This is a genomic window from Stenotrophomonas rhizophila (assembly GCF_007667275.1).
In the GTDB taxonomy this organism is placed as follows: domain Bacteria; phylum Pseudomonadota; class Gammaproteobacteria; order Xanthomonadales; family Xanthomonadaceae; genus Stenotrophomonas; species Stenotrophomonas maltophilia_AE.
In genome coordinates, this window is record NZ_VDQT01000001.1 from 238,224 (window position 1) to 251,632 (window position 13,409).

Sequence of the window (13,409 nt, forward strand, 5' to 3'; positions counted from 1 at the left end):
CCTACAGGTCGTGTTCGAAATCGGCAACAGCGTCTTCGCCGGTCCGCAGCACGCGGTAAGCCACCCGCACGCGCAGCGCGGCGTCGTCGGCGGTGACCTCCAGGGCGCGCAGCTCGACGACCTCCTGCAACCAACGCTGCAACGCGGCCTGCAGGGTGAACTGCACGGTCGCCGCCAGCTCAGGACTGTTGCCGGCGAATACCAGCTGCAGCAGGCCGCTGCCGAACTCCGGCCGGTTGACGCGCTCGCCCGCCTGGGTGAACACCAGTTGTTCGATCAGGTCGCGCACGTAGCCGTCGAGGCCGACAGCGGCGCTGCGGCCGCGGCCATCAACGTGGAAGGGGAAGTCGAGATGAACGCTCATCGGCATGCTCCTGGCGGTCACATCGCGCTGACGCGCGACTGCATCGCGCCGACGATCGGCGCACCCTGCGGAATCTGTTCGGCGCTCTGGCAGATGCCCGGCCCCGGGCCCGGGGCCGGTGCCAGCATCACCGGCAACCCCATCACCTTCACCCGCGTGCTCGGCATCGACCAGCGCACGGTTACGCACGGCTGCGGCTTGCTGGGCGGCACAGTGAACGGACACCCGGGCAGCACCGCAATGGTCGGCGCGCCCGGCGGAATCACCGCCACCGGCTGCCCGCTGACCAGCACGCGGGCCTGGCCGGGCACGACCTTGGCCTGGCCGGCGGCGTGCTGGCAGGTCATCGCGGCATTGGCGTGGAGCAGGAAACCCGGCATGGCGGCCGTCCTCAGGTAATGGTCATCGCGACCTTGTTGAAGGTGATGGCGGGGCCGACGAGATAGATCGACGCGCCCTTGCCGTTGTCGATGTAGATGCCGCTGTCGTTCACCACCAGCATCGCCCCGGTGGTGCTCTTGAGCACGATGCCGCCGGTGAGCGGTGTGGGCGGCATGTCGCTGACCATCACCATGTTCTGCAGCAGGGTCTGGATGACGATGTTCGGATCGGCCGGGTTGCCCAGCTTGGCCATCGCCGGGGCATCGCTCGGCAGGTCGAAGCGGCCGCCCAGCCACACCGGTTTGTTCGCGTTGCCCTGTTCGAACATCACCCACACCCCGGCGCCCGGCGGTGGCACCGCATAGATGCCCATGCCCGGTCCCGGTGGCCCGGACAGCGGCGTGCACGGTTCGGCCCAGGTGGTGGGTACGAACGAGGCGACGTCGGCAATGGACAGCAGCAGGCGGCCGCGGAAGTAGGGGTCGGCGTTGCTGGTGACCGTGCCGCGGTAGATGCCGGGAAACTGTCCGTTGCGATTCGATTGGCTCATACCGGCACCTTCGGGGTCAGCGAAATCAGGCCATCGCGGCTGAGCTGGAAGCTCTGCTTGTATTCGCCGCGCTTGAGTTTGTGGGTCACGCTATCAACGTAGTACAGGCCGTCGTAGGCCAGGCTGGCGCCGCGCACGCCCACCAGCATCCGCGAGCGCAGCACATGGCCGTAGCGCAGCACGTCCAGCGAGCCGGAGGCGGTAATGGCATTCGTCGAGCCCTTGAGCAGCCGGCCCAGCACCTTCTTGGCGGTGGAAAGGGTGTCGTCGCCACCGGATTCGCGGAACATGGCCAGGCGCAGCGGCGCGATCGGTCGCGCGCCCAGCGGCGGCTGGAAGATGCTCACCGCCGGCACCGGCAACGGAATGGGCACCCGGCCGGTGGCCGGATCGTAGACGGTGACCAGCATGTTCTCCTTGGCCAGGCCGTCCAGCGAGAAGCTCAGCGACTCCACATTGGTGTTCGCATCCATGTTCACGTTCAGCGCTGGCTGCGGCACCGGAATGCGGATGTCCGGGCCCAGGTAGGCGATGCTCTGCCCGGGCAACGGGCCGGGTTCCACGTAGAAGACAAACCCGTTGTCCTGGGCAATGCGCCGCAGGTGGGTCAGGTCGGTGCCGTTCTGCGACTCGATGCGTTCGGTCATGATCGGCTGGGTCGGGATGAAGCCGGGGATCACGATCGGCGCCACGCCCAGGAACGCGTACTTCGCCAGCACCGCGTAGGCCTGCACCGTGTCGGACATGTTGGGGTAGGGCAGGGCCAGCTCGATCAGGTCCATCGCCGCGCTGAGGTCATCGCCGGTCACGGTGAGCGTGGACTGGCCCGGATCATTGCTTGGCGACAGGTCCTGGCGGGTCACCATGCCGTCCATCAGCACGTGCGGCATGCCGCCCAGCGTGACCATCACGATGACCCGGGTGACCAGCGGGTCGAAATAACCGGCCGGAAGCAGGGTGGTGAGCAGGCTGGATTCCTTGCCCACGGCGAAGGTCAGCTGGAAGCCGGCGCGGTCGCGGCCGCTGGTCACTTCCACGCTCTGCAACGCCTCGACCACGGCGCGCGTCGCCGGGACCGGCACGGCCGGCCCGATCATCAGCGTAAGGTGCACGCCCTGCAGCATGGCTCACTCCCGCGCCGGCGGCGGCACGCCGTCGGGCAGGGTGATGCGCACGCGTTCGCCCACCTCGTCGGTGAGTTCATCCGGATGCATCACGCCGTTGGCATCGCACAACCGCCAGAACGCTTCCGGATCGCCCAGTTCGCGTGCCGCGATGTGGTCCGGCCGCTCGCCTTCGACCACCACGTGCTCGCGCAGCAGGGTGAAGCGTTCCAGCGCCGGCAGCAGGCGCCGCTGCAGGTACGGCACCACGGTGCCGTCGGGCAGGGTCAACGTGGTGATCGGGACGTCGTGGTAACGGCTGGTCGGGGGGAAGTCATAGTTGGTCATGGCGAAGTCCTCAATGGATTCCGGAAATGCCGAGCGCGCGGAAGTCGCCCTGGACCGCCTGCGCGGCCAGCCGTTCGCGTGCCTGCAGGTAGCCCATGAACAGCCCGCCGCCGCGGCTGTCGAAGCCCAGGTCGTCGACGCTGAGCACGCGCAGGCCGAGCGTGACCTTGGCCCGGATCGGGTTGAGCTGGGTGTCGAAGGCCTCTTCGGTGATGCTCAGTTCGGTCACCCGTACCGGCACGATCCGCTGCGGCCCGAACACGAACACCGCCAGCGGCGCCATGGCCGGCGCGATCTCCAGCGAGCCGGTCGACGCCACCGCGTCGGCGCTGCGCAGGGCGGCGCTGGTCGGCTGCACCAGCGCTTCGAGCGCCGCCAGCTGCGGGTGCAGGCCCAGCACCACGCTGGGGCCACGCCCGGACTCCAGCGCGTCGGTGGCGTCGATTTCGGCTTCCAGCTTGATCGTTTCCACGGCCGGCCCCTTCAGGCGCAGCGCTTCGCTGCGGTCGCCCTGTTCGGCGCCGGCTCCGCGCACCTGCAAGGTGCGGGTGAGGGTGTCCGGGTTGTACTGCAGCGACACGATGCGCAGCACGTTGCCGGCCAGCGGATCCAGCAGGGCCAGGCCACCTTTCACCAGCTTCGGGGTGCGCGTATAGCCGCTCATGTCACTCTCACTCGTAGCTCTCGGCCACGCCGCGCAGGTAGCCGGGCTGGCGGCGGTCCAGGGCAGCGGTGGCCATGCTCAGCGGGCATTCCTCCGAACCGTCCTCCATCCGAACGATAGGCAGGCGGTAGTACACGTTGTCCGGATCATCCAGGTCGATATCCCAGGACGCTTCGCCCAGTGCGAGCACCATCACCAGGCCGATATGGCGGGCCACGGCGTCCAGCACGGCGCGGTGCTCCAGCGACAGGGCCGCGTCCGGGTTGGCGAAGCGCCCCAGCAGGAACGCTTCGACCGCGTCCAGCGATGCCATGTCGCGGCCCGGGTCATCGGGCATCATCGCGTAGAGTTCGTCGCGCACCTCGACATCGCTGGCAAGCCAGATCTGGAAATCTTCGCGCGAATGAAATTTGAAGGCGTGGAAGGCGTCGGTCATGTCCGTGGCTTCGAAAGAGGGTGAAGGGGTCATCGTCTGGGCAGGTTGCGGCTGACGAACGTGGTGTTGCCCTTGCCGTCGAAGGTGCGCCGCTCGACGAGGATGCCATTGTCCAGCAGCAGCTTGAGCAGTGGTCCGCTCGGCTCGGTGTCGATCAGCATCCACTTGATCTTCCAGCCGCGCTTGACCAGCTTGGCGTCGCGCAGCACTTCCGAGACGATTTCCGCGGTGGCATAGATCACTTCGGTCTCGTAGGCCTTCACCTCGATGCCGACTTTGTTCTTGACGTCGGCGATGTCGAGCCGACGCACTTCGTCCTTGCCGGTATTGACGGTCTGCTCGGTTTCCCCAATGCCCAGGCGCGCGTGCTCGGCGTTGACAATCGCGTTGGCCTTGTTGGCCTTGTTGACGTTGGCGTTGTAAACGTTCGACCAGCTCTCGTAGACCAGATCACCACCGACAAGCTCGTACATCGCACGGCGGGTCTTCTTATGCGCGGGCGTACCCGGGTCCTGGCCCCGCAGCTTCGCCTCGAGCTCGGCGTACTGGGCCTGCTTGGCCTTGGACAGGCCCTTGGCGGCGACGAAGCCTTCGCCGTCGCCGGCGAATTCGGTGCCCAGGTCCAGCGTGCGCAGGTGCTGGTCGAGCTGTACCTGCAGGCTTTCCAGTTCGGCCATGGCCTTGCTGGCCGCTTCCGGGCCGAGCGTGCGCATGAACTCCATCTGCTGCTTGATGGCGTTCGGCAGCTTCTGGACTTCCAGCACCGCCTCGTAGGAAGCGCGATGTTCCGGCTTGACCGCGTCGATTCCGATCAGCCGGGCAATATCGGAGATCGCCAGCCGCACCCGACCCGAGAAGCCCTGGTACTTCTGCATCGCGCGCACCGTGTCGGCGTGCATGCCTACCGTTTCGGGGCGTGCATCGGGGCTGCAGCGGATGCGGATATCGGTGATCTGCCCGGTCTTCTCGTTGATGTCGTAGTCCACCCGCACGTCGTTGCCTTCCAGCGCGGGGTCGATACTGGCCAGCCTGCGCAGGTCGGGCGGCAGCTCGCGCGCCATTTCCTCCAGCGTGGCGCGGCGTTCTGCAGCCGGTTTCGTGCCCGGGCCGGCGGCGTCGGGTTTGGCGGTAGCGTCCTTTTCGGCTTCCCGCAGTCGAGCTTCGTCGTCGGCCGTGTTCGACTTTTCCCTGACCGGCGGCCGTTCCAGCGGGCTCTTGCCGGTCGGCTCAGCCGGGGTGGCAGCGTGTTCGGGGGGCAACGTCTCCTTCGCACCCGGGCCACCCTTGTCGGCGGGTTTGGCGGGGCCTTGGGCATCCTTCGCCGCCTGCCTGGCCTTCATCACGTTGCCGGCAATGAACAGCCCGTTGTTCTGCACCGCCGAGCCGATTGCCTGCGCCCGTGCACGGCGCGCGGCGGCGTGGGTCATCGCGCCGCTGTTTTCCTGCGCGGCAATGCCCACCATCTGGTCGAGGAAGCTGAGATTGCCCCACACCAGGCCGCCATAATTCAGGGCTTCGTTGGCGATCTCCACGCCCTTGGCCACGCGCTCGGCGGCCTTCAGCGCGTCGGTGGCGGCCGTGACCTGGGCCTGGGTGAACTTTCCCTCCTGTACGATCGCGAACACCTTGTCGAAACGCTGTACCCGCAACGTGGCCACGGTCTGTCCCAGCGCGCCGACGCCACCCAGGACGCCGAGTACGTCACTGACCGTCTGCGCGTCCAGGTACAGGCGGCCGGCCTTCCAGCGCTGGATCAGCCGCGCAGCCGCCACGCCGGCGCCGATCACCGCACCCGCGGTGCCCGCCGAGGCGACGAACAGGCCCACCGCGGCCAGCGTCATCACCAGGTCGTCCAGGCGCTTTTCCGCCAGTGCCCAGTTGGCTGGGGCACTTTCGATGTACATGGTTTCCGGTGCGCCGGCTTCCAGCCCGAGGTTCCCGGTACGCACACCGATCTTGCCGCGGCCGTACGCGGCATGCCCGCCGAACTTGGTCAGCGCAGAACGCAATGCCTCACTCGGCGTGCCACCCATGCCCACGTACGCATCGCCATCGCGGTTGGTCACATCGCTGACCAGCCAGCGGAAGCGGTCGCCGTTCTTCGCCATCGGCCCGGCCGACAGCAGCAGCGGGTACTGCTCGCCGGTGACTTCGGACATCAACGTGGCGTTGAGCCTTCGCATCGGCTGCAGGTCGGTGGCACCGCCGGTGCGCTCGGCTTCGTGGCGCTGGTAGCGCTTGATCTGGTCCTGCACCAGTTCCAGGTCGCGCTCACGGCCATAGTCGGACAGGTTTGGTGCCACCTTGCGGAAGTCCTCCAGCTCCTTCTGCTTCTCGGCCTCGCTCTTGCGGAGGACATCCAGCGCCGAGCCTTCGAAGCGCAGCTCCGCCTGCGCCAGCAGCTCACGCAGGTACTTGCCCTTGGCCACGTCGCCGGCGGCTTCGGCCAGCTTGATCTGGGCCCGCAGCTCGGCCAGCTGCGCACTGGGCTCATCCAGCGCCTCGTCGACCGCTTTCTCCATCGGCGCCACTTCGGTGATCTTCGCTGCTACCGAAGGAGGGCGGATGATCTGCTTGCCCTGCCGGTCCTCGTTGATTGCTGGCGTGGTGATGGCGCGCACCAGGTAGATACCCTTTTTGGTGAAGGGGATCTCCTGCTGGGTGCGGGGGCCTGCGAACAGCTCGGCCACCCAGCTCAGGGCCGCACCGATGGCGGTGGTCAGCAACGAGACCGGCGCCAGTTCCAGCGCCAGCCGGTTGGCGGCGGCATTGGACATCCGCTCGCCCACGGTGTCGCCCTGCGGGTTCACCGTGCCGCGCGCAGCGCGCCGGTTGTCCTTCCACCAGTCGCCGAAGGCGCGGTTGAACTCATGGTTGGCCCCGCCCATGCCGGTGACATCGGTGCCGGCACCGCGCTTGGCATGCTGCAGTGCCTGCAGCTTCTCCTCGTAGTTGGGGCCGCTCTCGTCGACCTTCTCGCCCTTGTTCCGGGCAACGTCCTTCTTCGCCTGCTGATCGGCGTACTGGGTGACGTCGAAGGTTTCCCAGCGGTAGTGGATGGTTTCGCCGATCTGCGAGATCGCCTGCAACGCCGTGTTCCCGTTGCCATTGGCGCCCCAGTCGATGGTGGCCGAATAGGTCGGGTTGGCGTCGACCGGCACCAGCTTCGGGCCGGTCATGCTCACCGGCCACGGCGGCGCGTTCGGTGGCTGGCCGTCGCTACGCCCCTCCACCGGGCTGGCATACAGCCCGGCGCCACCCGTGCCTTCCTTGCTGCCGCCACCACCGGTGTCGTAGGTGGGTACGAAATAGATCACCAGCGGGTTGGGGGTGGCGTTCACCCGCTGCCGGAACGCGCCCGCGTCCTGCAGGATCGCAGTGAGATCCATGATCGGCAGGGTCCTGGGGGTGGGCGTGCCCGCCGGGGCGTTCTTCGCCTCCTCGTCAGCCTGCTTCTTCTCATCGGCGGTGAGGTCGCGCGACACTACCGTGCTGGCGCTGGGCTCGATGTCGATGCTCTTGCCGCTACGGTCCACCGTTACCGCGCGCATCGCGTTGCCGTAGTGGGTGTAGATGCCGGGGGTGAACTTGAGGCCCTTGATGGCCTTGAAGGGCAGCTTGCCGCCCACCGGCTTGCCGCTGTCGTCGTAGACCTTGAGGAACTTCGGGTGCAGGCCGACGAACACCATTTTGCGCAGCTCTTCGCCCCGGAAGTTGAGCTTGTTGGCGCCCATGTAGGCCGCTGCAGCGTCCATGCCGGTGGCGTGGATCTGCAGCCGGGTCCAGTCCGGGTCGTCCTTTTTAGCGGCGTCGGGCGCCTTGGGCGGCGGCGCGGTCTTGCCGGCCTCGGGCTTGCGCCGCAGCACGGGATCAGCGCCACGGTCCTGCGCCACATGCGCCAGTTCGTGCGCGATCAAGCGCTGGCCTTCGGGTTCGCGTGGCGCATAGCGGCCGGGGCCGAACGCCACATGCGCGCCGATGCTGTAGGCCTGCGCGCCCAGCTCGCGCGCCGACTGCGCCGCCACCGTATCGTGATGCACGCGCACATGGCCCAGCGGCGTGCCGGTCTGCGCCTCCATCTCGTCGCGCAGTGCGGGCTCCAGCGGCTGGCCTGGGCTGTCGAGCGTGCGCGCCAGCGACACCGGCGGGGCGATGCGCGATGCCCGCGGGCCCGGCGCAGCCGCGCCAGGCAGCGACAGCGCGGCGCGTCCGCCGGCATACGCGTCTGCAAACCGGTCCGCCTCGCGCTCGCGCGGATCGTCGTGTTCGCCGAACGCAACCGATCCGGCGGCGCAGGCGCTGCAGCTGGCCTCGCCCAGGGTGTGGTTGCCGCAGGCGCAGCGCGACGCGCTCCCCGACGTAGGCGCAGGCGCCAGGCAGGCATCACGCTGGCGCAGCGCTTCACTCATGGCCGCAGGCAGCCAAGCAGGGACGTGGCGACCGCACGCGCGCTATCGTCAGGCGCGGTGGCGCGGCTGAGCGCCACCGGCGCGGCCACGAGGTGCTCCCGCGCGTCCGGCGGCGATGCCAGCGGCTGCCGGGCAAGCAACGCGCCAAGCTGCGCCTCCAGCGCCGCCTGGAACTGCTGGCGCTGCCCGGCACCCAGCGCAATGCCGTGCAGGACGATGCGATCGATGTGCACGCGCGTGCTCATGCCGTAGCCCGCCGCGCCGCGCCCGGGCTGCCGACGCGGAAGTCCGCTTCGTCGACCGGCCGGCCCAGTTTGCGCAGTTCCGCGCGCACCGCCGCCAGCATCCGTGGCATGTCCACCACATCGTCGTCGGCCGCGGCGGCGAAGGCGGCGTTGAGCGCGATGGAATGGATGTTGCCGCCACTGAGGTTGAAGCGCGCCAGGCGCTCGCAGTCCAATTCGCGGCGCGGCACCTCGGCCGGCAACGCGTTGCGCCAGATGCGGCACCGTTCGGCCGGGCCGGGGTATGGAAAGTTCACCACGAAACGCAGGCGGCGCAGGAAGGCGGTGTCGAGCGACGCCTTCATGTTGGTAGCGAGGATGGCCAGGCCGGAGAACGACTCCATGCGCTGCAGCAGGTAGTTGATCTCGATGTTGGCGTAGCGGTCGTGGCTGTCCTTGACCTCGCTGCGCTTGCCGAACAGCGCGTCGGCCTCGTCGAAGAACAGCAGGGCGCCGCCCTGTTCGGCGGCGTCGAACAGCCTGCGCAGGTTCTTCTCGGTTTCGCCGATGTACTTGCTCACCACCGAAGACAGATCGATGCGGTACAGGTGCAGCCGCAGTTCGTTGGCGATCACCTCGGCCGCCATGGTCTTGCCGGTACCGCTTTCGCCGGCGAACAGCGCGCTGATGCCGAGGCCCCGGTTCATGCGGTCGCCATAGCCCCACTCACGGTAGACGCGGTGGCGGTCGCGCGCCTGCGCCGCGATCTGTCGCAGCAGCGCATGCGGTTCAGCGCTGAGCATCAGGTCGTCCCAGCGCGCTCTGGGCTCCAGCCGCTGCGCCAACAGGTCCAGCCGCGGCGAAGCGAAGTCCCGGCACAGGTCCCAGGCCGCCACCGCGCGGCTGCGTGCGCCCGCCGCCGCCTGGCCGATCCGGCCCAGGTCGAGATCGAAGTGGCTGGACAGGCTTGCCGCTTCGGCCTCGTTGTCTTCGTCGCTGAGCGCTTCGCACCACGCGTGGTACTGCTCGCTGGGGGTCGGCAGCGGCGCAGGCGCATGGCAGCTGGGAAGCTCCAGCGCCGACGAGGGGTCACGTCGGCCCACGAACACCGGCCCCAGTGGCAGGCCGAGTAGGGTCGACACTGCGGCCAGTCGCTCACCCTCGGCCTCGTCGGCTTCCACGTACAGGGCCAGCGGCAGCAGCAGGCTTTCGCGGCGCCACAGGCGTGCCAGCGTTTCCAGCTCGCCGCGCTGCAACGGCACCGCATCGGCGGAGAGCTGGTAAAGCCGACGCGACAGCCGCGCGCAGACCTGGGTGGCGACCGCCAGCCGGCTGTTGCGGTCCTGGCCCAGCAGCTGCACCACCGGCGGGGCATCGCCGGGGGCATCGTCGAATGCCGCCAGGATCTGCTCCACGCTGGCCTGCTGCAGCGCCGACACCGGACGCTCCGCGACCTCGGGCCCGATCCAGGTGCCCAGGCGCGCATCGGCCACGTTGAGGCCCTTGACCGCGTTGACGATGCGTTCGTCGGCGCGCAACGCAGCGGCGGTGAGCGCGGTCGCACCGGGCTGGTTGATCTCCAGCAGGCGCAGGTGGCGCAGCGGACGATGCGGCGAGAGCGCGTCCCACGCTGCATCGTCGAACAGGCGCAGCGCCAGCGCGAAGGTCGGCACCGCCACCCCCGCCTGCGCCGCTGCAATGGCGGCGGGCAGCGTGGCGTCCAGCTCCACCGCCACGCACAGCCACAGGATGTCGGTCTCGAAGCTGTCCAGCCCAAAGCGCTGCGCCAGCGCCAGCAGTGCCGGCGGGGGCGTTTCACCCGCGATGGCTTCGCGCGCCGCAGCAACATCGGCCAGTGCTGCAGCGGGGTCGGGCGCCGGCAGCGCTGGCAGTTCGGTCTGCTTCTTCCAGCGCGGCCAGCCGCGCGCATCTCCACCCGCTGCCGGGAGCTCCGTAACGCTGGCCGGAGCGGGCGCCAATGCGTGAAGCCGCAGGTGCAGCCAGTCCAGCGACAGCGCCAGGTAGCGCTCGTTGGCCAGGCTCCAACCCGGATGGTCATGCGAGGCGAGGGCGCGCAGCGGGGTCATGTCAGTTCCACGCTCTGCTGCGGGTCGAACTGCACCCCAGCGTCGTTGCGCAGCACCGGCAGGCTGTCCACGCCTTCCACGCGCAACGCGACCGGATGCAGCCCGGCTGTGGCCAGTGCCGCCGGCACGATCGCGTGCACCGCACTGGGCTGGCTGGCGTCTGCCGGTGTGTCGACGTCCTCGACAGGCAGTTCCTGGCCGCCGAACAGCAGGCGCAGGCCGGCCTGCTGCGTGGACAGCAGTTGCGGGAGGCATTCAATCGACAGCGCGAGCTCGGCACCGGCGGCTGCCGTCAATGGCGTCACCGTAATGCGCGGCGCCAACATCCACGGCACGGCATCGCCGATCAGCTCCGGTTGCCCCGGCGTGCTGGTACGCAGGCGCAGCGTATACAGACCCGGCGCCCACGCCGCCGCCACATCCGCCGCGTCGGCTGCGGGCAGCTGCACCTGCCAGTGGCGGGGGCCATCGGCCAGCAGGGGCAGGGCTTGGCGCAGCCCGCCGCGGGCGTGTTCAAGCACCAAGTGGGTTCCGGCACCGGCGCCGTCCGCGTCCACCCGCAGCAGGTCGCCGAGGCGGCCGCCACGCAGGCCCGGCAGGGTGAGGTTCTCGATCGCACGCAGGCGCGGCGGCAGTGCTGCCACGGCGCGTGGGCCGCGATCCTCGGGTCCGCGCCGCAGTACCGGCCGCGCCGCGCGCACGCCCGCGTCGGACTGGATCAGCACCACCGAGACCTGGTACGCCATCGACGCGCGGAAGCGCGCCTGCGCCGCCGTCCACAGCTTGGACAGCTCCTCAGCGCTCAGGTACTGCGGCGTGATCTTCAACCATTCCACCTGGTCGGCCAGGCTCTCGGCGGAAAACGCGCCGAACGGCAGCGCCGGAGGGCCCAGCAGCGCACGCAGGCGCTCGCGGTCGAGCATCGGGGTCTCATGCAGCGCCTGCATGCCAAGCCCGAACAGCGCGTCACGATTCAGCTCCTGGCTGCCGAACGCGGTGAGCAGGTAGTGCAGGTCCAGCGCCAGCGGCGGATTGGAGACACGTTGCCCGGCGCCGTCGCGCGAAGCCAGCCCGGTATTGCGCCAGCCGCTGTTGGCACTCACCTGGTACAGGAACAGGTTGATCTGGTTGGGCTCGTTGTCGCCGGTGAGCACGCGGTCCAGCGCCATCGCGCCCACGCTGACGCTGCCCAGCGCGGACAGGTCCAGCCCATCCAGGTGGCGATCGACCAGGTTCTTCAACGCTGCGGTCACCGCGGCGATGGCGAGGGCGTTGCTCATCGCGGACCGCCATGGCGCTGGCGCAGGTAAGCATCAAGACTGGGCGCCGCAGCGCCAGCGACCGGGCGCGACGGCGGGCGCTGTGGCGCGGGCGCAGGCGCGTTCGCACGGATCTCGACGCTGCCGATGGTGACGTGCACCGGTGCCACCGCAGGTGCAGGCAACGCAGCCCGGCGTGCCGGATGGGCAACCGGCGCGGCGGCACGCTGGGTGGGCGGCAGGCGCGGCGGCAACGGCAGCGACGCCGCCGGCGAGGGAGCAGGGGAGGGTCCTTTCGGCGCGGGCCGCGCGCGGCGCAGGGGAGGTGGCTCGGGTGCCCCGGCTACTTGTCGCACGTGTGCCGCCGAACGCGCTGGCTCAGCGGGCCCCGCCATGCGGCGTTGGCGTCGCATCGGCGGGGTCGGATCATGGGTCTCAAGTGCCACGGGGGCCACTGCATGACGGATCGCAGCAGCGCCGGTCTCGATGGATGGCGGCCGCAACGAGGGCGGCGTGGGCAATGAGAGTTGCGGTGCAGGTACACCGGCAGGCACCGGCGTGGCCGGCTTCCCGTCACCATGCGCGCGCGGTGCGACCTTGCCTTCCGCGCGGTCGTAATGATGGATATCGTGACGGTGCACGATGTAATCCGTACGCGCGCCAGGCGGCGTCGACGCCGGCACGACCCCTCCGGCGTCCAACGCCATCAGCGGGGAAGCCACGGCCCCGCGCGCTTCGAACACGCTCGGCCTGCGCCGGCGCAGTGTCGCCTGTGCCTGGCCCTGCACGCGGTCCACCAGCCCCCGCAGGAACCCGGTCATGGCTGCACCAGGTCAAGGTAGAAGCGTCGGCGAACCGGGGTCAGCGCCAGGATGTCGTGTTCACGCCAGCCGTAGGCGCTGGCCAGCTGGTGCACCTCGGCCAGCAGGTCCTGTGCCCAATCGTCCAGGCACTCCCAAAGATAAGCGCCGATGTCGAACGCCGCCTCCCACGCCGTGGCGCATGCCGGGCAGGTCAGCGCCAGGCGCAGATCGGCCAGCGGGTCGGCGTCGGCCATGCGGGCTTCCAGCCGTGCCACCAGGGCGCCAGGCAGTTCGTCGGCACTGGCATCGCGTTCGCCCTGGCGCACCCGCAACACGCAGCGCCGCAGCAGCGTCGCCACCGCCATCGAGGGGTTTGCGGCGGCGTCGCGCAACGCCGCGACATCGTGGCTGCCGGGCAGGCGAAACGCGACGTCCCAGCACTCGTCGCGCAGCGAGAGCTCCGCAGGCCCGTCCAGCGCTACGTGTTCACCCGCAAACGGGTCGCAGTCGAACACAGACTCCAGGGTCTCGCCACAGGCGGGGCACTGGGTCAGGGTATGCAGCTGCGGTCCGAACAGCGCCGACTGCAGCCGGAACAGCGCGGCGTCCCGGGTACCCAGGCTCGCCGTGCGCCACGCATCGGTCGGGTCCTGCGGCCAGACCGCCTGCAACAGGCCCACGGCGCGCGCCACGGCGTCCGAGGCATGCAGCTGCTCCCAGGTCTGCAGCAGCACCTGCTCGAATCCGGCGTCGCGAGCGGCAGCAGGCATCGGCGTCATGC

General features: G+C 69.4%; 13 protein-coding genes. All 13 read right to left on the minus strand.

Translation table 11 applies throughout. From position 1 onward, the window contains the following. Position 1: 1 nt before the first annotated feature. The 13 genes from FSZ13_RS00990 to FSZ13_RS01050 are packed head-to-tail and all read right to left on the minus strand — an operon-like array spanning position 2 to position 13,398. Positions 2 to 364 carry a GPW/gp25 family protein gene (locus tag FSZ13_RS00990; protein ID WP_145477577.1) on the minus strand — a complete coding sequence of 121 codons (363 nt, stop codon included), beginning with the start codon at positions 362 to 364 and terminating at the stop codon, positions 2 to 4. A 17-nt stretch (positions 365 to 381) separates the two neighbouring features. Continuing rightward, positions 382 to 744 carry a hypothetical protein gene (locus tag FSZ13_RS00995; protein WP_145477578.1) on the minus strand — a complete coding sequence of 121 codons (363 nt, stop codon included), beginning with the start codon at positions 742 to 744 and terminating at the stop codon, positions 382 to 384. 11 nt (positions 745 to 755) lie between these two features. Then, complete coding sequence (locus FSZ13_RS01000; RefSeq protein ID WP_145477579.1) at positions 756 to 1,295, minus strand: phage baseplate assembly protein V; 540 nt, start codon at positions 1,293 to 1,295, stop codon at positions 756 to 758. Further along, positions 1,292 to 2,419, minus strand: a complete 1,128-nt coding sequence (locus FSZ13_RS01005; protein WP_145477580.1) for a hypothetical protein — start codon at positions 2,417 to 2,419, stop codon at positions 1,292 to 1,294. The genes FSZ13_RS01000 and FSZ13_RS01005 overlap by 4 nt, the downstream gene beginning before the upstream one ends. A gap of 3 nt (positions 2,420 to 2,422) precedes the next feature. After that, positions 2,423 to 2,746 carry a LysM domain-containing protein gene (locus FSZ13_RS01010; RefSeq protein WP_145477581.1) on the minus strand — a complete coding sequence of 108 codons (324 nt, stop codon included), beginning with the start codon at positions 2,744 to 2,746 and terminating at the stop codon, positions 2,423 to 2,425. Positions 2,747 to 2,756: 10 nt separating this feature from the next. Further along, positions 2,757 to 3,410, minus strand: coding sequence for a hypothetical protein (locus FSZ13_RS01015; protein WP_145477582.1), 654 nt, complete (start codon positions 3,408 to 3,410; stop codon positions 2,757 to 2,759). 7 nt (positions 3,411 to 3,417) lie between these two features. Beyond that, positions 3,418 to 3,846, minus strand: coding sequence for a hypothetical protein (locus tag FSZ13_RS01020; protein WP_145477583.1), 429 nt, complete (start codon positions 3,844 to 3,846; stop codon positions 3,418 to 3,420). Between the two features lie 29 nt (positions 3,847 to 3,875). Continuing rightward, complete coding sequence (locus tag FSZ13_RS01025; protein ID WP_145477584.1) at positions 3,876 to 8,255, minus strand: DUF4157 domain-containing protein; 4,380 nt, start codon at positions 8,253 to 8,255, stop codon at positions 3,876 to 3,878. Next, positions 8,252 to 8,500, minus strand: coding sequence for a hypothetical protein (locus tag FSZ13_RS01030; RefSeq protein WP_145477585.1), 249 nt, complete (start codon positions 8,498 to 8,500; stop codon positions 8,252 to 8,254). Before FSZ13_RS01030 ends, FSZ13_RS01025 begins: the two co-directional genes overlap by 4 nt. Beyond that, the gene (locus tag FSZ13_RS01035; RefSeq protein ID WP_145477586.1) at positions 8,497 to 10,566 is read right to left on the minus strand and encodes an ATP-binding protein; all 2,070 of its coding nucleotides are present in this window, start codon (positions 10,564 to 10,566) and stop codon (positions 8,497 to 8,499) included. The genes FSZ13_RS01030 and FSZ13_RS01035 overlap by 4 nt, the downstream gene beginning before the upstream one ends. Further along, positions 10,563 to 11,846: a DUF4255 domain-containing protein gene (locus FSZ13_RS01040; protein ID WP_145477587.1), complete on the minus strand. Its 1,284-nt coding sequence runs from the start codon at positions 11,844 to 11,846 to the stop codon at positions 10,563 to 10,565. The genes FSZ13_RS01035 and FSZ13_RS01040 overlap by 4 nt, the downstream gene beginning before the upstream one ends. Continuing rightward, positions 11,843 to 12,646 carry a hypothetical protein gene (locus FSZ13_RS01045; protein WP_145477588.1) on the minus strand — a complete coding sequence of 268 codons (804 nt, stop codon included), beginning with the start codon at positions 12,644 to 12,646 and terminating at the stop codon, positions 11,843 to 11,845. Before FSZ13_RS01045 ends, FSZ13_RS01040 begins: the two co-directional genes overlap by 4 nt. Further along, complete coding sequence (locus tag FSZ13_RS01050; RefSeq protein WP_145477589.1) at positions 12,643 to 13,398, minus strand: hypothetical protein; 756 nt, start codon at positions 13,396 to 13,398, stop codon at positions 12,643 to 12,645. The genes FSZ13_RS01045 and FSZ13_RS01050 overlap by 4 nt, the downstream gene beginning before the upstream one ends. Positions 13,399 to 13,409 lie beyond the last annotated feature (11 nt).